This window comes from Paenibacillus hubeiensis (genome assembly GCF_032334105.1).
In the GTDB taxonomy this organism is placed as follows: domain Bacteria; phylum Bacillota; class Bacilli; order Paenibacillales; family Paenibacillaceae; genus Paenibacillus; species Paenibacillus hubeiensis.
The window spans coordinates 61,844-78,979 of the sequence record NZ_JAVYAE020000019.1 but is presented as its reverse complement, the minus strand read 5'-3'; the positions used below and the strand labels follow the sequence as shown (position 1 = coordinate 78,979).

The following is a 17,136-nucleotide window of genomic DNA, read 5'->3' as shown; positions in this document are numbered from 1 at the left end:
TACATAAATTCAAATGAAAGACCTGATTTATGTAGCTTTTATAATGTATAAATAACACATTATTTTGTTGATGAAACAGTAGCCCGTAACTGCGCTGTTTTTGGGTCAAAAACTCGCACTAAAAATCCTTCAAGAATTTCAAAATTCCTGTGCGGTTTGAACGCACTGATTTTGATCGGATCTCCTTCTTTAAAACTCCATTCATATCGCCCTGGGATCCACTGCTCATCTTTCTTCACTTCAATGTAGTTCCCAACATGCAATGGAATGTGGCCAACATAATGCCTGATCAGTGTGCCTCCCTGGTGCCCTAAATTGATAAAGCCTTCAAACATGTTTTGGGCATCTTGATTGGCTATAACGTCGTTAATAAAATCATCATTTTTCTCCAACCGGTATGATGGCAGTGTTTCAAAGAACTCTTGTCTTTTCGAGCCGATCTTTTCCCGATCTTCACGTTCTTTATAGCTATCTGGATAATCGTATAGGATATGTAGGCCTAAATGGAAATAATGAATGTGAATTGCCTTGTTAGCGAGCATATCCAAGAGATTTTTAAGCAGCTTGACTCGATTTAGCTTTATTGTATCTTTGGCCAGGTACAATTGGTGTTCAACTTGAATGGCGGAAAAAGTGTCTTGCGGATATATGATGCACGGTTTGTCTGAATAATCCATCATAACTGGCCATCGTTGTTTACCATGTTGATTCATGCCCAATTTCATATATTCAAGAATTCTTTGTTGTTGCTCTTCAAAACCTGCTGTTTGCATGCTCATGATGTCCCCTTTCTTTGACATAGCTCATTTGATGTGTTGGATATCTCCCATTAAGAAAATAAGAATCCAATAAATTCAAAAAATCGGGTATTCGGACTTTACAGTGGAAAAAGGCTTACGCCCTTTTCCAATTTTTTAATAAAGGTTGAAATATCAACGCCAAGCAGCTGCTGTTTCTTATTATCATGTTTATAACGGATTGCTCTACGCATCCACAATGAGGACAGTTTGAAGGTAGAGAGATCGTCTTCACCTTGATTTGAAACACTCATTACTGGTTTTTTTGTGCGCTTATGTTAGCTCCTCCGATAAAAGCCACTCATTAGAATATCCTTTATTTACATATATGCCAGGCTTAATTGAACAATTGTACAGTAATATTTCTAAAACTGTTTCCATTTCTTTGTGGAATTTCAGAAGTTTTTTTTCTTGTTCATCGCTTACTTGAATTTCTCCATCTTCATCAACTTTCCCAATGTTTAGCATCTTCGCCATATCTTCAATAACTGTAGTGCTTCCATATGGTCTTTTGGGATCAACTGTAGGAGAGCCAAAACATAAATCATTCCATGTGACCTGCATGTTTTTAATTAACTGTATATGGTCTTCCTCTACCCTGAATTTTCGATCTTCCATAAATACACGCTCCTTATTCATTAAGTTTCAATGTTCTCAAATGCCGGATTCTGAAGACGATCGTTTTAATCCTGCCTCAAATTCAGGCTCTTCATAGCCCAAATTACAGGTGATTTTTATGGCTTTATTTTCCCTTGGATCCACTTCCACCTGGTAATCAAACTTAAACATGTGTGAGCCTCCTTATGTTGATTTAAGTCCATGGAATATGTGCTCTGCTTCCTCATTCAGATACCTTGCTGCTTTATGAGCATTATTCGTTTTAGGGATTGCATTTTTAAAAATCCATCTGCTGACCTGATTTTGGCTCACACCTACAACTTCAGCCAGTTCCTTAGTGCTGCATGACTTCTCCATCATCACCTGAAATAGCGCGTGGTTCTTTACCTCCCAGGATCTCCGCTTCCGAATCGGTAAGTGTGGATAGATGTTGTTGCAATCATCGCATAACCCTTTATCAGTATTAACGATAGAGGCTTTTGCGCATTGAACACATATCCCCTGAGCCAATCTTTTTTCAGTCCTCCGTTTTTTTTGCGTTTTTCTGATGTGAGAACAGCTGGCACATACATATGTAACAGACTTCGTTTTCCCGCATTGGGCACACAGTCCCTTTTTCCGTCGATCTTGTCTCAGCTGCTTCATGGAAATAGACTCATTGTTCTTGGTTGTATTCGACATTAAGTAAATCTCCTTATTGCTTATCTTCAGCTTGGTCCATTTTTAGAAGATAGACCACCTTGTCCTGACGTTTCTCTGGATTAACTTTAGTAACAGCAACTACATTGAAGCGGTCAAGCACCCATCCAGGGATAGTAGCTGCAGGATCCGTACTCGATATTTTCAAGATGGACGTGTCGGGATCAAATACAAAATCCAGGTACTCCCTGTCTGGTCTATAACCTTCAGGAGAAAAGTAATCTGTGAGCACAAATGCTCTTGGGAGCTCCATTTGTGCAAAACTATATCTTGGCCGTGCCAGTAATTCAGAAAGTGCATTTGCTTGAGCCTCTTCACTATCACCTCGGGGATAAATAACTCCAGCAATAATATTATTTTTATGTTCCTCAATTTTTTTAAGCAATGAGTCTACGGAGTGGCATTCTTCCTGTTCTTCATCATCAGTATTCCAAGTAATCCAAACATTCGCCTCGTTATCCTCATCTACCTCAACTACGGTAAATGACCAAATTTGCCCGCTAACAACACAATCGTATGTACGGCCTTCCTCTAATTTACCTTTCATCTTCAACCATCCTTCCCATTCAAGAAATTGTATCTGTTCGAATCCTGTGAGCTGCAGCGAAAACCTGTTGGCCTATCTGTTTTTTCTCAGCTACAATAAACTTTTTTCGATATCTGCCGTATAAAATTTTGAAAAGCACATAGAATACTAGTAAACATTCACTAAGCCTTTCATAAGCTGCTTTTCGAAAATGCCGATTCTCTTTTGAGTTCGGCTATTTTCATAACTTCATGCTAAGCAATTTTCTGTTATGATATGCCGGCCCTCACTATAAATGTACAATCTCCATAAGGTGTACCCTCACATTGGGATCTGAAATTTTTCCCAATGCTTCAGTAGCCATTTTTTGAATATCTCGAAGTTCCCATCCTTTGAATACAACCAGCTCTCGGTTATGCCTCAAATACTGCTCCAGCAGTGCTGCATCCTCTGCTGTTATGTATTTTCGTTTTAATCTTTCAATAAGGTATGAAACGGTTCCATCATCCCAATGAATTATCGGAAGATCCGGTTGAGGTAATGGTACTCCTTCAGTAATAATCGGATGACTCGTTAGTTCCTGCGTATCTCCATCTGATTGTCTGAGACGATCTACACCTTGGATAAAGTCTGATTTGAAAAGCTCCATTTGCCGGATCTCAAAGTCATCATTAGACAATCGCAGGTAATCTTGGACTACCAATGCCTCAGTAAGCTGCATCTTATATCCGGTAGTTACCGCAAACGCCCGATATGGTGATTCAAGCTCATCGAAAATGATTCGATGAACGGAGAACGATATCCCTTCCGAAGTCGAATTTACATAATACAGACTGCGAACGTCATTATCGAGCATACGTTTTTCGTTATAATTGAACACTTCAGAAATGGGATAGTTATTGTCTGCTGTTAGGTCATAAAGCATATCATCCCATTTAAAGTCCCAGGAAGTTTTGCTGCTTAACAAGGTTTCTGATTCCCACAGGAACAATACTCGATATTGTAAATCAATACTCATTTCGTGATACTCAATGAACCAGATATTATTTATTCCTTTGTTCTCGAAATACTGATTTCTCTTCTGGATCATCTTAACGAGTGAGCCATCACCTTTTTGATGCACATTGGTTAGAATAGATATCCCAAACTCTTCGGATCCCTTTTTCACAACTATATCAGGGACAACTTTCCAGCCTGCTTCCGCTTTTGCCTTAAAACCTGGTTCGACTTTTAGATCCGGTTTGTATTTCTCCTGGGTCCTCAAATCGTCAATTATTACATCACGTATGACCGAATGCTGTGCAGATTCTCTCTTTACTTGCTGTTCGTATTGCTCATATGATTGTGCCATAATACAAGACTTACCCTGTTTATGTGCAAAATGAGGTTCGTTCGTGCTCCCTGCGCGCAAGATGAGATACTCATCACAAAATGGGCATCTATATCCATCTTTTCGGCCCTTCTTCCTTACCTCGGTGATAGCCACCTCTCTACTTGGATATTTGCTAAACTCATCATAGAGCGAAATTAGGTTTTTCTCATAATTAGCAATTCGCATGGCGATCAACCTTTCAATTAGGTTTTGCAAAACCAGAAAGTTTCAGATCGAATTATCCATTTACCAGGACCTGTTATCCAATGATGCTAAGTCCAGCTGCAATCATTTATATCAATGCCAAACTCATTGGCCACTTCACCGATGATCTGGATATATTCTTCTGGATTCTCGTATCCCGTAGCCTTTTGAATTAAATTGAAAGCTACAGCAAAGGCTTGATCCGGATTTTTCGAAAATTCATTTCTTATTTGCTGTTTGCTTAAAGGAGCGGATGCTTCTTTACTTTTTACTACTTGCGAATAGGGTGGAATCTTCTTTCCATTTAAGGTGCGTTCATGGTTTCTATAATCATTCATTTTTTCAGACAACCTTTTTAATCGATTGTAATCTTTAAGATTGTCCGCTGAATACGGACTATCGCTTTCCTTGTTCCACTCCCTAATCTCGTACAATTCTATCGCGTGACGCAACGCATTGACCAGATCACCATACGTTTCTGAATCAACCCCCGTTAGATCGAAAGAGTGCAAAACAGCTAGTTCAGGATATTTCCCCTTCTCATTTCTAGTGATTTTCATTAATACACCACCTATTTATTGATATAGATCACTTCGAGTCCAGCTGGTCTACACATTTTGTTCCAGGTTATTCACTCTGCAGGCGTTGGACTATATCCTACGGATTGATTACATAGCTAACCCGAGTTTTAAATAACCAGTGATGTGACAAGTATTCACAGTTAATTCCATTCCTTTATCTGCAGCAATGATCTTTGCGTGCTCAATCATCTGCTCTAAGTCATAATCTCGATCCTCCCCGGGTTTAATAAACCACTCCATGTTATGTTGATCAATAAAATTTACTGCTTGTAAAGCATTAAAATATTCCCGAGAAGCAACTTCGATACCATCAACTATTCGGATACGTTTCAGTTCCACTGTACAATCCTCCCCATTTTATCTGGTCGACTCCACCGCATCTTCACTCATCTTGAGAGAATGGATTAGCAGGTGTAGGCAATACATCAAAATCATTGACATGAAACCAGTGGAACCCTTCTACATCAAGCCATCGATCTATGATGACATCATCTACAACGTATTCATCGGAACTGGTACATGAAAAATGATCTCTAACCACTTTTTGTGCCACCGGGTACTCATGGAAAGTAATTGACACAACTTCCCTAGAATTCATTTTCATTAAGAAGAACGGGAAAGGCCCTCTCATCCCATCAACATGCTGGCCTAATTCAATGTTTATTTTCCCGATAGGAATTCGTAACTTTTTATACAGTGCTGATTGGTCTGATACTGGCTGTTCTGACATTTCATCATTCACCTCTCTTTATGTCCAAATTATCGGTTTGGTTAAAAATTTTAACGTAACAAAACGGATCGACTCCACCACATCCACCAGATCATCAAAACAATCAAAAGCACAAACCATCTGAAAGGCTGAAGATTCAATAGCTGCAGTCACTTATATCAACGTCAAACTCTTTGGCCACTTCACCAATGAGCTGGATAGTATCTCCCGGGTTCTCGTTTGCCGCCGCTTCTTGTACTAAGCGAAATGCCACCGCAAAAGAATTATTCGGATCCGCTAAGAACTTCTCTCTTATTTCTTCCTTTTTCTTTTTAAAGAATAATTCATGATACTCCGTTTCTAATTCCTTTAATTCTTCAGCTAGTTGTGTATACATCTCAAGAATGTCTGATGCAACTATTCTCATGGATTCATGAGGAATTTTTTCGCCATGACTGTAACGGGATAACATTTGTAAAGTAATTTCCTTTTGCCTTACATGCATGAACATTCCTCCTCACTTTTGATTACGTCCAGCTGATCGACTCCACAGCAGCCTCCAGATCCTCAAATCCTGGAGTCGTGTAGATCATCGTCATTGCAATATTGGGCTCGCCATTTTCTTTAAAATGTCCCATCAGGTTAGCAACCTTCTGCAGATCCTTCGTGGCTTCCAGCAAGTCATGCCCGAAGGTATGCCGCAGGCTATGACAGCTCAAATGCTTAATTCCTGTAAAATTGCGATACTTCTCGATCATGTGCTGAATACCGCGCTCTGTACACTTCGGAGAACGCCTTGAGACAAATACATATGGGCTATTGTCGTTTCTGGTATCCAGGTAAGCCTGAAGCGCAGTCCGGAGTTCTGAACTTATAGGTAGTACTCTGTCTTTGTCGCCTTTACCGCGAATATATGCGGTCCCTTTGCGATCGCTCATCGTTAGATCAGTAAGCTCCAGATCGCAAAGCTCATGCACACGTAGCCCCATACGGAGAAAAGTTAACACAATTGCATTCTCTCTTACGTCTCCTCGTAAGCGAACTTCCCGGTGCAATGCATTTTGCTCATTTCTGGCCAACCACTTTGGCTGCCGGCGTGCGCGCGGTGGTTTTTTTATAGGACCCACCGGATTATCCAGAATGTACCCCCTATTTACGAAAAACCTGAAAATTCTGTTCAGATGAACAAACGTCAGATTCTTCGTCGATGGTGCTGCCGGTTTCCCGCCCTTCCCTCCAGCGTTATCCAGGTGACGCTTAAAATCAGCTACATCTTTTTGAGTTGCATAAACGGCGTTCACTTCTTTACCTGATCCATTTGAAGATTGAAGCCAAGTATCGAATCTTTTCCAAGTAACTTCATAGCTCGTTATTGTTTTGTGTGATAAGGCTTCATCTCTAAGGTGTTGTATAAATTCTTCGAACATGTGAGGCCCCTTTCAAATCCCAATAGATAACACGACGAAAAAAACAGCTCTTACGAAACGGTCCAATGCGGCTCCGTTTCTTCCATTATATCACACTTTCGTCGTGTTATATATAGAGAAGACGACGAACGAAAGGAAATACCCTCCCGTATCATTTTCAGATCCAGGAGGGTATTTTTATTCCGCTATATCATAAACGATAACATGAAGCGGTTTTAAAGATACGCAAAGTTTTGAAGCGGAGCTAATTAACTTTTATTCTGTTTTTTCCAGCAATCTATAGGTCATAATACTAGCTTCTTGAATTGTTGTGTTGGCTTTAGGGTTAAAATTATTGTTAGAATCGCCTTGAATGACATCAAGAGAACGCAAATACTTGATAGCAGTCGTAGACCAATCAGAAAATTTGTTTTCATCTTCAAATCGTTTGTATTGATAGTTGTAGTCAAATTGAGGCTTTCCTTTGTCCAGTGCGCGCTTAAGCATCACGGAAATTTCTTCTCTAGTTATTAAATCATTGGGTTTAAATTTATCTTCAGACTTGCCGAGGACAATTCCCAAACTATAAGCTTTCAGGACTTTTTTGTTTACTGTGTCTGTAAACGGATTAAGCGCTGAAGATTCCACTGTTGTTCCGGTTAAAGCTTCATAGTATCCCAAAACCATTTCAGAGAACTTCTCACGTGTAATCGGTTTATTAAAATCATAATTTAGAACGGGTGACAAGAGCCCCTTGCTGTCAGCTTTGGATAATTCGGGAATAGCCCAAGCACTTGCATTTTTAAACTGACCAGTAGGAGTAGCAGTGGAAGAAGATTGAGCTCCCATTATTTTTTTTGGAACCAAGCTAGATCCATTAGTTAAGTCGCCCCATCCCCATATTTCTCCGTTCTCTCTGACGACAATTGTTCTAGGATAATTAAAAACATATTCGCTGCGTATGGAAGCTTGCTTCACTTTATCCAGTACTAAAACTGGTTTCATCGTAGCATTCTTAGTATCGTTCCCTATTTCTCCTGATACATTTTTCCCCCATCCCCAAAGTTCGTTATTTTCTTTAATAACCATGACACCATATTCGGCAAGAGATACATGTTTCGCACCTTTCATTATTAGCTCTGGCTTATTAAAATTGTACTCATCCTCATTCAGAAGAAGTGCGTAGTTGCTTCTCAATAATCTATTGATCCCCCATCCCCATAATGTCCCATCCTCCGTAATTGCTAAAGAAGTACTTTCGTAAGCTGCAATTTCTCGAACGTTCTCCATTACCTTTTGAGGAAATCCATTTGGGTCGAAGGTTTCAGTTCCTAACTGCCCTTGGTTATGACTATCTCCCCCGCTCCATAATTCACCATCAGCTGTTAATGCCAAATAGTAACCATATCCTTGTTTAATATCCACAACATTATCCATTACTTTTTTTGGTGTTTCATCACTTTTATATTCGTAGAGCTCTCTATTATTATTAATATACATTAGTTCTCCGTGGTCCTGTGAAACCATATGTACATTCTTTAAGGACGAAAGATCAATTTTGTTACTCTTATAAATTTCGACACTACCCTCACTATATAAGGTTCCATTTTCTCGTACAGCAATCAAAGTTTCAGTATTATAGTAACCTTGCCCTAATGAGAAGTTTTTTATATTTCCTGCCACTTTAGTGAGTTTTCCATTCTCTTCTTTCATTAAATCACCGTTAGACTTTAAGATTAAATTTTGTTCCTTCATTATCCCTATTTGTTTAACCCAAGAATTATCACTTGCTGCTGCTGATGCTGTTGCTGTTATTTCTGGCGCTTGAAGGTAACACAGTACAAGTAATAACATTGTTACTATTATTTTTTTTGTTTTTCCTCCAAAAATAATCATTATTTAAATTTCCCCTTCCGTGTTTTATGACTAAATTACTTATACTTTATCGGTATATAAAGAATTATTTCTTAGCCAAAGTAGAATCATTTACCCTTAATCCAACTTTTAATGACCATCAAAACCAATAAATTTTATAAGGACAATAATTCTTTATTTTGAAACTTTATGAGAAAGGGCACTTCAATTTTGAAGTGCCCTTTTTTTGTTGTCCGGTCACAAATGAAGTCTCATCTCGATATTAGAGCTGTGAAAACCGCGAATATGGCCATGTTTGCTTAGAAAGCAAAACCCTAAAAACATATTTACGCAACTTATGGTGTTTTGCACATCGCTGAAGGAGTGACTTGGAGGAACTTTCGGAGGAGTTGAACCCATAGTGCGGTGTTTGAACCATCTTGGGCACATGAATAGTGAGATGAACTATGTACATGCGTGAGTTGGCATTTCTCAAACTGACTTGTTACCGGGAAGCTGCAGTTGCGTCCTTCAACAAACTATGTAATTACGGTTTGGGCAATCACGCCTGCTGTTCGAAATTCTAAAAATCTACATTTATGAGAAAGGAGTTTTACGTATGGATTGGTTAGAATTGCTGAAGGAATTACTTGATCGATTCGGAGATCATTTTATGCAGGAGTTTGCTAAAGAGCTGCTTAGAAATGCTTTCCCAACACGATCAGATAAATCTGACAAAAAGGAAAAGTCGAATTCTAAACATAAGAACCGCAAGAAGCAAAAGTAAGTCTGCATATTAAGAGTATATAATATGTAAGAAAAATTTTTTAACGGACTAATTATAAATGATAATAGGGCCTTAGCTCCTCTAAAAAAGACGAGCCGGCCCTATCTTAAAAAAATTAACTCATTCTATTCTCTCTTCTTATAGAATTAGGAAGCATCAGATCGATTTCCTTTTCAGAAAATGTCTGCTCTTCTTCTGTTTTCAAGGATTTCTGCGCTTGCTTATAACTCTTAGCATCTGTTTTTGGTGACTGAGCATAAATTTCGGCAGTTCTATTCTGAAGATCATCTCTTAGCTTCCTTAATTCATCGGCTTCTAACAATTCAAAATCTATAAGTACAGAAACATATTCCTCTCGTATCTTCCAAAGGGCATCCGCAGCCTTTTGATGAGATTGTGCCGTTTCAACGAGATCAAAATTTTTTGTGTATGCGTTCAATATTAACAAAATTATAGAGATCGATGCACCTACTATTCCTGAAATAACTTTATCAGTCAAAATAGTAGCCAAAAAGCTACCTGTAGTTAAAGCGGACAAGATAATTTGCCAAATCTTGATGTTATTATTTTTTAAAAGTAAGCGTTGGACAATTTTATTATGGCAAGTGAGTGTATAAACTATACGACCATAAGCTTCTCGCAACTGTGATTCTATTTTATAGCCTGGGCTAGCTGGGGAATTTCGATCCATAGATTTCCCTCCATTTTTGTTTAGATGAATAAGGGTAACCGTTAGTTTCCTTATCAATCGCCTCTAAGGAAAGATTATAAGCATTATTTGCTTTATTCTGAAAATTCCCCTTCTTCCAAACATAGCGACCACTCCCTGGGGCTTTCCAATAGCTCTTTTCTTTATCGAGATTTTTTAGGTATTCAAAGAAATCCCTACTCATATAGTCGTAATATAAATAAGACTTGTCTTTATGTGCCCAGTTACCGATGAACTGATAAGCTAAGGTGTCAATCAAGATTCCACTCATCGGTACGTCACATTGTCCCTTCCACGCACGAGCCATTCTACAGAGTCTTTTTAAATTCTTGTTTGTATCAGAATTACGAGCATTCATCGCATTGATTTCTTTCTTAGGGTCAGTAACTTTCCATGATCCACCGTTATTTGTATCTGGGTATGTATAACTATCATCATCATTTATAAAAGCAGGTACTATCTCAAAATTAATTCCGTCTGTGAAGTTAATACCTATAACTTGCCCATCACCTTTTATATGCGACGTGCTATAGGTTTTTTGGAGAACACTCTTCACTTCTTGTAAGAGTGCTGATTGACCATTACCAGAATAATCATTGAATCTTTTATATGTTGCATAGGGTAACTGGACAATCATATCGATATCACTTGTCCAAATTTCAGTTCCTCGACCATAAGATCCTACATACAAGCTATAAGAAGTTTCAGAGTTACTACCCCTATACTCCCAGTTGACCCGTTTTGTTATTTGTTTATACCTGTATCTGATCTTTTCTACAGTATCTGTATCCATTCTAAGGTTAGAGCAGAAAGTAGAAAAATTCTCACTCACCGACATATACATGCCTTCTTTCCTATTTAAGATATTAAATCATTATATCACTTACTAAAGTACTTATCTCCATCTATTCCTTCCAGATTCTCAAAGCTTGATGTACAAATGTTATACCTTCATCCGCATTCAAATCATTCAGAGCCATTTATTCTGCCCGCTTGCTGAACTAAAACAACCGATCACTATGGTAGGCTGCCTCCTCGGTATTGGGCTAACGTTTCCCGATAGTTTAATACATCAGGTGCTTGAACAGTTTCATCATTATTGAACATTTTCATTTACTAATTCATCATTCCAATGATTATCGGTATACCCGCGGCTGTTATTCCACTCTGCTAACATTTTTCTTTGTCTCAATTCTAAATCTCTGTAAGGGGCTGCAACAAACTCAATGTCGCGGAACAGATCATTATAAATAGGTAATTCACTATTTAATTCCTTGAATTTTTTAAATGCACCTATATCCCTATCATTTGCAGCCCAAACCACTTTTTTAATTAAAGACAACACGATTGTACCTGTACACATAGGACAAGGCTCACAGGTAGTATATAAGGTAAGTTCGTTTTTAGGAATAAATTTCTTGCTTTCAAGATGAAGTATTACATTTCCGGCTTTTCTTATAGCGTCCACTTCGGCGTGAGCTGTAGAATCACAACTTGAAAAAACTCTATTCCTGCCTCGGCTTACTACTGAACCATCTGCATCAACGATAATAGCACCGATAGGAAAAGTACCTTCATCTCTAGCCTTTTCCGCTTCTTCAAAAGCTAACAGAAGGTTTTCGTAATGCTTGTCCATCTTATACACACATCCCATCTCAGTAATTACTAATAATATATTCCAGAAATATACTGCTACTCCTTCTCCCATAATGCTAATTTTTTCTTGCATCTGCTAAGCTCAATCAAATTTTTGGCATCAGCCTATATTGAACTCATTCGGGGCACACCGATGCTGGTGCAAATTCTTATCATTCACTATGGTCTGACGGTGATCGGCATCAACTTGCCGGCATTTATGTCTGGGGTTGTGGCACTAACCATCAATAGTTCTACCTGCCCGTTAGCTTAAAGAAAAGGCAGCCGACTAGTTAGCCGGCTATCTACAGGGTTTTTATCCAATCGTCTAGTATCAGTCGTACCTTTTTCTGTTCTTCAATCGCCTTTTCTAGCGCGTATCCCAGGACCATACTTAAAGTGATATATTCGTGCGGACTCTTCGCATCGATCTGGCTGGCCAATCTTCGGATCTGCCCTTCTGTTGTCTCATCCAGGTTATTCTTTATCAGCAGAGCCATAATGTCATACAACACCTTTTCTTGCCTTAGAACTTCTGTGATGATCGCTGCTGTAGCTCCCTGCACAGAAACATCCATGGCATAAGCAAGTTCAGATATCTTCTCATGATCATCCGACCTGAAACGCATCGATAACCGGTGACCTCGATCACCAGACAAGGCATATGGTTCGTTATCCAGACCCCCAATCATAAATCGATTGCTTTTGTATGTTAAATTACGACGAAGGTGCCCTTGAAAAGTGTGAATGACTTCCTCCTCTTCAAACCCCTTCAGTGTTAACGTTTCACCGATCGTTTTCATGGGCAGCTCACACAAATAACTCAGAACGAAAATTCGTTCATATTGCGCTTGTGTCAATGGAGCCCCAATAGCTCTCTTCTTATCGCTTCTGATCTTCCTTCCCTCAACAATCATTCTGACCCCTCCCGCCAGGTTATGCCTGCAACATTGATTACGTGTTGCTGGGTTATTCTAATTTTATGTTCACAGGACAGATCTATGACAAGAAGGTATGCAGTTCGAAAACCTTGGCAATGATGATAGTAGAGGTGATAACTATGAAAGCGGACAAAAACGATCGTGCTGCTCGGTTAGCTCAAGAAATTATTCAATTCGCTAAGTCCCACAACATGAAGATACGAAAAAAAGGAAGTACATCGACTTCTAAAAACAGCAATGCAAAATCTAGTTAGTGGGATCAATGCTCTTAATGATGTACATATTGAAGCCTAGATGAAATTGTGTTTGACCAGGCACTGCTACCCTGTTAGGGATGGCAGTGCCTTTCTTTTCATCGCATTTGATCTTTGATATCCCGGTCTTTTTTTCTCTTCTTCTTTGGATGGGGATCACCTTCAGGAGTGATTACCCCGACATGCTTATACCTCGAATTATACTTTTCAATCTCCCCGTGCTTCTCATCTTTATGGTAGTAGAACTTCCCCTTCTTGTCTTTGTAGATCATCTGATGATTTTTTGTCCGACCGGTTGGTATCTTATCCTTTAGGAACGGATATTGGCTTGCCGGTATTTTACTCCAGTCTATATTGCTCATTAACTTTTTCTCCTTTTGAACGCAAAAAGCGCCGGAGTTACCTCCAGGCGCCTTTCCGTTCTGATATTTTTTTTGGATACAAAAAAAGCCCAAAGGTAAGCCGCAGCTGCGGACGGACCTTCAGGCATTTACTTGACCTCAATCTTATAAATCATTGCTTGAACATTAATTTCGCATTTCGACCACCTCCCCGCCGTGTAATAGGTTGTTGATTCGGAATTTCATTTCTACACGCGAAACAATGTAAAAGTACATAACAATATCAATTCCCGCAGGCCAGTCATGACTGGCTTATTGGGGTTAGAACACTGATCGTGCATCAATGTCCCTTAATGTATTGTTCAATCAAAATCACAGTTTTACGTTCAAAAATCGCATGCCAATCAAAAATGAGAATCAAGCAAGCTATTTCTGCAGCTCCTTGATCCTCATTTTCTGCGTCCTATATGGATATCTTTCTCCCAGGGACAGCTCCTTTAAGAGGATGCTTGTTCCCTTCAGGGGTCAAGACCCCAATGTGCTTACCTCTTCGATTGTAAGCTTCAATTTCACCGTGTAAGCCGTCTTTGTGGTAGTAGTTCCCCGTTTTCCGGTCCCGATAAATCCGTTCTTGTTTCCATCGATGATTAGTTGGTTCTTTATCCATTAAGAAAGGATATTGACTTGCCGGCTTTTCAGCCCAGTTTATCGTTTTTTCGCTCATTATTGTCTTAGCTCCTTGTTAAACGAAAAAAAGCGCCGGGGAATCCCCCAGCGCTTCATCGTTTCGGTTATTTTTGGACACAAAAAAAGCCCAAAGATCACCACGGTACGTGGCTTCTTTGGGCTTGCTGGAAAAATGGCCTCTCTATCATTAAAGATAAAATTGACCCAAATATTCTGTAATCACCTCCCTTCTATAAAGTAGCTGAACCGCTCTTTTACAACGTGAAATTCAGTAGAAACAAAAAAAGGCCCAAGTAGCTGCTTAATAGCAGCCACCTGGGCCTTAAAAAATGGGCATAAAAATAGCTCCTCGTCGTAATCGACTGAAGAGCTAAGAATTCTCTATATATTCAATTATAAAAGATAATCCATACAATCCGCGTCAGCGGAGCAATGCTCGAATAATTATCACAAAGAATACGGTGGCATAAGCCACCCTTGCACCGAACAAGCTTATACATCAACAATAACAATTATACAACTATATATAGTTATATATATCATGGACAAAATCTCACAGGCTTGCTCTAAAAATATTGACGTTTTCAACCTTCATCTAAATTAATTTCCCTAATCTTCTTCAGTACATTCTCCTTGGCACGCTTTAAATTCACGCTGACAGTCCCTTGCGTTATTCGGAGTTTTGTCGCGATTTCGATCTGCTTTAACCGCTCAGGTCCATAAGTAAGATTAAAGATCAATTTCTGCCTTTTACTTCGGAGTAGATCGTGGAAACCCAACTCTGCAATTCGCTCATATACATCCTCCTTGGCCTTTCGGGCAACTTCATTGAACGTTTCTTCAGATATAGATTGAATCGTCGAGATCAAGCCGAGCCTGGCTGTTTCATCATCCAGATGATCTGGCTGCCGGCTTATTTCATCGTAATGCTCCTTTAATACAGTCGATCGGAAACGTCTCTTTTTCTTATCGTTAGCATTCACATACTTCAACCGCTTGTAGTAGACGTCAACACGACTTCGAACCTTCATTTTGATATATGATAACAATCGCCCGCGATACGGTGAAAATGAAATACTAAATTCCATCAGGATGTCCTGCGAAATTTGATCTGCTATCTCCTGCCTCTCATCTTCTGAGAGAAGTAATGATGGGCTGTTTACTGCCGCATTGATTATAGGTTCAAAATGTTCCTTAACTGCATGCAGCTCATCAGAACTACTTTGATTCGTTTTAATCCGATCAATCATTTGAAGTATTTCTTCATCACTATGTTTCAAAATGGGATAAGAGCGCTTTGGCTTTTGAGCCGAACCATACGGTCCTTTAAGAACATCTCGTTTTACAATTTGGTATGGCCGCCGTAACATCCCATACCTGCTATGAATCTGACTTAATGCAAGAGCCGCATTATCGGCCTCTACATCCTCATTGACTTTACTTCCTTCTACGGTGTTCCCTTGAATGTTATAGATGGCCAATTTCTTTTCTCCTTCAAACATCTATCTTAAAACACTTTGATCCAGTCGGTTCTTCAGGGACAGAATGTTCGATGAGTGCTGTCAAAATGGACTTCTGTCCGTTCTCACCTATTCCTCGAAGGGTAGTTAATTTATAGATGGTAAGGTCCAATAAATGATCTATCTTCTCTAATCCCCTGCGGCTTAAAATATTTCCAAGCCTTATGTAAGATGACTTTTCATAGCTGAAAAAAAAGTCTTTTATCATCATATCTCTTATCTTGGGTGGTACATTCAGAAATTCACGGAGCATAAGTTGTTGATTATTAGGATCTGTAAACCAGGAGAGTTCATTCGATTTTTCATTCATGATCTTTTTTTGGATCTGATACTCAATCTTTTCTTTTAAATAGCGTACTTTCAAGTCATCGATTTGATCCGGAAACCTCGACAGTAAATATTGTAGTTCATAAAGATCGAGTTCCATGTAAAATCCCCTTTTATTTTTTTCTAATCATTTTTCATACTAAAACTTATTAGTTCTTCTGAAAAACTATTTACCCATACTAATGAAACTAGATTACCATAATAGACTGTAATTTGCTTCTAATTCTCTATAAATAAGGGCGAGATGTTATCCTCTTTTCATATTTTACCGGGTTTCCTTTTTAAGTACGAGTTATTTCATTCCAGATTTCAGTACCTGTTGGTCATAAAAAAACACCCATTGGATTATGGGTGTGTGTATGATTAATTTACATTTGAATCCCCATTTGTTGCTGAGCAGGTGGAGGTTTCATTGCAGCTTGATCAAGGATCATCTCTTTTCTTTGTTGCGTTAAGACAGGGTGGTTTTCCATTTCCACAGTACGGATCCCAGATACATTTTTCAACGTATATTGTAGCTTGTTAGATGAATCATGGCGATACAACTTCACCTTGGACAATAATTCTTTACGGCTGATATTTAATTTTGGAAAGCCATCTATTCGTTTGAGCAGGTCCTTCAGCGTAACCTCTTTGGCCGGTTCCTTCCAATCATACAATGGATACGATAAGGTCTCTCCATATGATTGCTCAACAATGATGTCAGCCAGCGTTTTGCTATCTATATTTTGCATCAGATTATCGCCGTTCGAACTCGTAAACGTATTGCTAATGGTTTCTGTAGCCAACATATTCGTATCTAAAAAGATCCCTTCTTCATGGCTCTTTAGAAACCGGGATACCTCATCAAGCCTGACAACTTCTACGGTTTCGGATCTCTCCACCATATTCGCCGGGGTATCTTCAAATTTAGCTGAAAAACTATCTTCATCATGGCGGCTAATTTGAAGCGACCTTTCATTATATCCAACTTTAAATTCTAACGTTTCTCCAGAAAGCATTTGATCAAGACGTTCCTTCATCATACCTTCAAGCTCCTTTGGATCGTACACCACGGTATGAATATCATGCATTTTGGACATAGGGACTAGCTCCTTTGCAAGTCATTTCAAGAAAATTATCTACTTAACAGGGAAGATTATAGGCCCCACCTCCTTGAATGAGAGGCA

General features: G+C 39.1%; 23 protein-coding genes. 2 read left to right on the top strand and 21 right to left on the bottom strand.

What is annotated here, in order from left to right; genetic code table 11:
- Positions 1–59 precede the first annotated feature (59 nt).
- The 12 genes from RSX24_RS29205 to RSX24_RS29150 form a co-directional block, all read right to left on the bottom strand.
- Entirely contained in the window at positions 60–779 is a 720-nt protein-coding gene (locus RSX24_RS29205) for a hypothetical protein (protein ID WP_343262589.1), read from the bottom strand.
- 291 nt (positions 780–1,070) lie between these two features.
- The gene (locus RSX24_RS29200; RefSeq protein ID WP_343262588.1) at positions 1,071–1,415 is read right to left on the bottom strand and encodes a hypothetical protein; all 345 of its coding nucleotides are present in this window, start codon (positions 1,413–1,415) and stop codon (positions 1,071–1,073) included.
- Between the two features lie 36 nt (positions 1,416–1,451).
- Complete coding sequence (locus RSX24_RS29195; protein ID WP_343262587.1) at positions 1,452–1,586, bottom strand: hypothetical protein; 135 nt, start codon at positions 1,584–1,586, stop codon at positions 1,452–1,454.
- 12 nt (positions 1,587–1,598) lie between these two features.
- Positions 1,599–2,096 carry a helix-turn-helix domain-containing protein gene (locus tag RSX24_RS29190; RefSeq protein ID WP_343262586.1) on the bottom strand — a complete coding sequence of 166 codons (498 nt, stop codon included), beginning with the start codon at positions 2,094–2,096 and terminating at the stop codon, positions 1,599–1,601.
- A gap of 13 nt (positions 2,097–2,109) precedes the next feature.
- Positions 2,110–2,661, bottom strand: a complete 552-nt coding sequence (locus tag RSX24_RS29185) for a hypothetical protein (RefSeq protein ID WP_343262585.1) — start codon at positions 2,659–2,661, stop codon at positions 2,110–2,112.
- Positions 2,662–2,929: 268 nt separating this feature from the next.
- The gene (locus tag RSX24_RS29180) at positions 2,930–4,198 is read right to left on the bottom strand and encodes a competence protein CoiA family protein (RefSeq protein WP_343262584.1); all 1,269 of its coding nucleotides are present in this window, start codon (positions 4,196–4,198) and stop codon (positions 2,930–2,932) included.
- Between the two features lie 86 nt (positions 4,199–4,284).
- The gene (locus RSX24_RS29175; RefSeq protein ID WP_343262583.1) at positions 4,285–4,776 is read right to left on the bottom strand and encodes a hypothetical protein; all 492 of its coding nucleotides are present in this window, start codon (positions 4,774–4,776) and stop codon (positions 4,285–4,287) included.
- A gap of 108 nt (positions 4,777–4,884) precedes the next feature.
- Positions 4,885–5,136: a hypothetical protein gene (locus RSX24_RS29170; RefSeq protein ID WP_343262582.1), complete on the bottom strand. Its 252-nt coding sequence runs from the start codon at positions 5,134–5,136 to the stop codon at positions 4,885–4,887.
- Between the two features lie 43 nt (positions 5,137–5,179).
- The gene (locus RSX24_RS29165; RefSeq protein WP_343262581.1) at positions 5,180–5,527 is read right to left on the bottom strand and encodes a hypothetical protein; all 348 of its coding nucleotides are present in this window, start codon (positions 5,525–5,527) and stop codon (positions 5,180–5,182) included.
- 136 nt (positions 5,528–5,663) lie between these two features.
- A complete protein-coding gene (locus RSX24_RS29160) occupies positions 5,664–6,011 on the bottom strand; it encodes a hypothetical protein (RefSeq protein WP_343262580.1) in 348 nt (115 codons plus the stop codon).
- A gap of 22 nt (positions 6,012–6,033) precedes the next feature.
- Positions 6,034–6,933 carry a tyrosine-type recombinase/integrase gene (locus tag RSX24_RS29155; RefSeq protein WP_343262579.1) on the bottom strand — a complete coding sequence of 300 codons (900 nt, stop codon included), beginning with the start codon at positions 6,931–6,933 and terminating at the stop codon, positions 6,034–6,036.
- 255 nt (positions 6,934–7,188) lie between these two features.
- On the bottom strand, positions 7,189–8,808 hold the full coding sequence (locus RSX24_RS29150; RefSeq protein WP_343262578.1) for an S-layer homology domain-containing protein: 1,620 nt from the start codon (positions 8,806–8,808) through the stop codon (positions 7,189–7,191).
- 577 nt (positions 8,809–9,385) lie between these two features.
- On the opposite strand from RSX24_RS29150, the gene RSX24_RS29145 reads away from it, so the two are divergent.
- The gene (locus tag RSX24_RS29145; RefSeq protein WP_343262577.1) at positions 9,386–9,553 is read left to right on the top strand and encodes a hypothetical protein; all 168 of its coding nucleotides are present in this window, start codon (positions 9,386–9,388) and stop codon (positions 9,551–9,553) included.
- 115 nt (positions 9,554–9,668) lie between these two features.
- Here RSX24_RS29145 and RSX24_RS29140 read toward each other — a convergent pair whose 3' ends face one another.
- From RSX24_RS29140 to RSX24_RS29130, 3 genes are all read right to left on the bottom strand, one after another.
- Positions 9,669–10,244: an SLATT domain-containing protein gene (locus RSX24_RS29140; protein WP_343262576.1), complete on the bottom strand. Its 576-nt coding sequence runs from the start codon at positions 10,242–10,244 to the stop codon at positions 9,669–9,671.
- Complete coding sequence (locus RSX24_RS29135; protein WP_343262575.1) at positions 10,222–11,100, bottom strand: SMODS domain-containing nucleotidyltransferase; 879 nt, start codon at positions 11,098–11,100, stop codon at positions 10,222–10,224. Before RSX24_RS29135 ends, RSX24_RS29140 begins: the two co-directional genes overlap by 23 nt.
- A 258-nt stretch (positions 11,101–11,358) precedes the next feature.
- Complete coding sequence (locus RSX24_RS29130; protein WP_343262574.1) at positions 11,359–11,991, bottom strand: nucleoside deaminase; 633 nt, start codon at positions 11,989–11,991, stop codon at positions 11,359–11,361.
- On the opposite strand from RSX24_RS29130, the gene RSX24_RS29125 reads away from it, so the two are divergent.
- Positions 11,986–12,171 (top strand): ABC transporter permease subunit, encoded by a 186-nt coding sequence (locus RSX24_RS29125; RefSeq protein WP_343262573.1) that lies wholly within the window; start codon positions 11,986–11,988, stop codon positions 12,169–12,171. The genes RSX24_RS29130 and RSX24_RS29125 overlap by 6 nt on opposite strands.
- Before the next feature lie 31 nt (positions 12,172–12,202).
- On the opposite strand, the gene RSX24_RS29120 is transcribed toward RSX24_RS29125, so the two are convergent.
- From RSX24_RS29120 to RSX24_RS29095, 6 genes are all read right to left on the bottom strand, one after another.
- Positions 12,203–12,814, bottom strand: coding sequence for a hypothetical protein (locus RSX24_RS29120; protein ID WP_343262572.1), 612 nt, complete (start codon positions 12,812–12,814; stop codon positions 12,203–12,205).
- A gap of 376 nt (positions 12,815–13,190) precedes the next feature.
- Positions 13,191–13,454: a colicin E3/pyocin S6 family cytotoxin gene (locus tag RSX24_RS29115; protein ID WP_343262571.1), complete on the bottom strand. Its 264-nt coding sequence runs from the start codon at positions 13,452–13,454 to the stop codon at positions 13,191–13,193.
- Positions 13,455–13,896: 442 nt separating this feature from the next.
- The gene (locus RSX24_RS29110; RefSeq protein ID WP_343262570.1) at positions 13,897–14,157 is read right to left on the bottom strand and encodes a colicin E3/pyocin S6 family cytotoxin; all 261 of its coding nucleotides are present in this window, start codon (positions 14,155–14,157) and stop codon (positions 13,897–13,899) included.
- Between the two features lie 547 nt (positions 14,158–14,704).
- The gene (locus RSX24_RS29105; RefSeq protein ID WP_343262569.1) at positions 14,705–15,601 is read right to left on the bottom strand and encodes a sigma-70 RNA polymerase sigma factor region 4 domain-containing protein; all 897 of its coding nucleotides are present in this window, start codon (positions 15,599–15,601) and stop codon (positions 14,705–14,707) included.
- Between the two features lie 13 nt (positions 15,602–15,614).
- Positions 15,615–16,067 (bottom strand): hypothetical protein, encoded by a 453-nt coding sequence (locus RSX24_RS29100; protein ID WP_343262568.1) that lies wholly within the window; start codon positions 16,065–16,067, stop codon positions 15,615–15,617.
- 268 nt (positions 16,068–16,335) lie between these two features.
- Positions 16,336–17,049, bottom strand: a complete 714-nt coding sequence (locus RSX24_RS29095) for a hypothetical protein (RefSeq protein ID WP_343262567.1) — start codon at positions 17,047–17,049, stop codon at positions 16,336–16,338.
- Positions 17,050–17,136 lie beyond the last annotated feature (87 nt).

Excerpts from the sequence above, each read along its gene's own strand:
- RSX24_RS29205 (WP_343262589.1), bottom strand. The coding sequence starts at position 779 with ATGAGCATGCAAACAGCAGGTTTTGAAGAGCAACAACAAAGAATTCTT.
- RSX24_RS29200 (WP_343262588.1), bottom strand. The coding sequence starts at position 1,415 with ATGGAAGATCGAAAATTCAGGGTAGAGGAAGACCATATACAGTTAATT.
- RSX24_RS29195 (WP_343262587.1), bottom strand. The coding sequence starts at position 1,586 with ATGTTTAAGTTTGATTACCAGGTGGAAGTGGATCCAAGGGAAAATAAA.
- RSX24_RS29190 (WP_343262586.1), bottom strand. The coding sequence starts at position 2,096 with ATGTCGAATACAACCAAGAACAATGAGTCTATTTCCATGAAGCAGCTG.
- RSX24_RS29185 (WP_343262585.1), bottom strand. The coding sequence starts at position 2,661 with ATGAAAGGTAAATTAGAGGAAGGCCGTACATACGATTGTGTTGTTAGC.
- RSX24_RS29180 (WP_343262584.1), bottom strand. The coding sequence starts at position 4,198 with ATGCGAATTGCTAATTATGAGAAAAACCTAATTTCGCTCTATGATGAG.
- RSX24_RS29175 (WP_343262583.1), bottom strand. The coding sequence starts at position 4,776 with ATGAAAATCACTAGAAATGAGAAGGGGAAATATCCTGAACTAGCTGTT.
- RSX24_RS29165 (WP_343262581.1), bottom strand. The coding sequence starts at position 5,527 with ATGTCAGAACAGCCAGTATCAGACCAATCAGCACTGTATAAAAAGTTA.
- RSX24_RS29160 (WP_343262580.1), bottom strand. The coding sequence starts at position 6,011 with ATGCATGTAAGGCAAAAGGAAATTACTTTACAAATGTTATCCCGTTAC.
- RSX24_RS29155 (WP_343262579.1), bottom strand. The coding sequence starts at position 6,933 with ATGTTCGAAGAATTTATACAACACCTTAGAGATGAAGCCTTATCACAC.
- RSX24_RS29150 (WP_343262578.1), bottom strand. The coding sequence starts at position 8,808 with ATGATTATTTTTGGAGGAAAAACAAAAAAAATAATAGTAACAATGTTA.
- RSX24_RS29145 (WP_343262577.1), top strand. The coding sequence starts at position 9,386 with ATGGATTGGTTAGAATTGCTGAAGGAATTACTTGATCGATTCGGAGAT.
- RSX24_RS29140 (WP_343262576.1), bottom strand. The coding sequence starts at position 10,244 with ATGGATCGAAATTCCCCAGCTAGCCCAGGCTATAAAATAGAATCACAG.
- RSX24_RS29135 (WP_343262575.1), bottom strand. The coding sequence starts at position 11,100 with ATGTCGGTGAGTGAGAATTTTTCTACTTTCTGCTCTAACCTTAGAATG.
- RSX24_RS29130 (WP_343262574.1), bottom strand. The coding sequence starts at position 11,991 with ATGCAAGAAAAAATTAGCATTATGGGAGAAGGAGTAGCAGTATATTTC.
- RSX24_RS29120 (WP_343262572.1), bottom strand. The coding sequence starts at position 12,814 with ATGATTGTTGAGGGAAGGAAGATCAGAAGCGATAAGAAGAGAGCTATT.
- RSX24_RS29115 (WP_343262571.1), bottom strand. The coding sequence starts at position 13,454 with ATGAGCAATATAGACTGGAGTAAAATACCGGCAAGCCAATATCCGTTC.
- RSX24_RS29110 (WP_343262570.1), bottom strand. The coding sequence starts at position 14,157 with ATGAGCGAAAAAACGATAAACTGGGCTGAAAAGCCGGCAAGTCAATAT.
- RSX24_RS29100 (WP_343262568.1), bottom strand. The coding sequence starts at position 16,067 with ATGGAACTCGATCTTTATGAACTACAATATTTACTGTCGAGGTTTCCG.
- RSX24_RS29095 (WP_343262567.1), bottom strand. The coding sequence starts at position 17,049 with ATGTCCAAAATGCATGATATTCATACCGTGGTGTACGATCCAAAGGAG.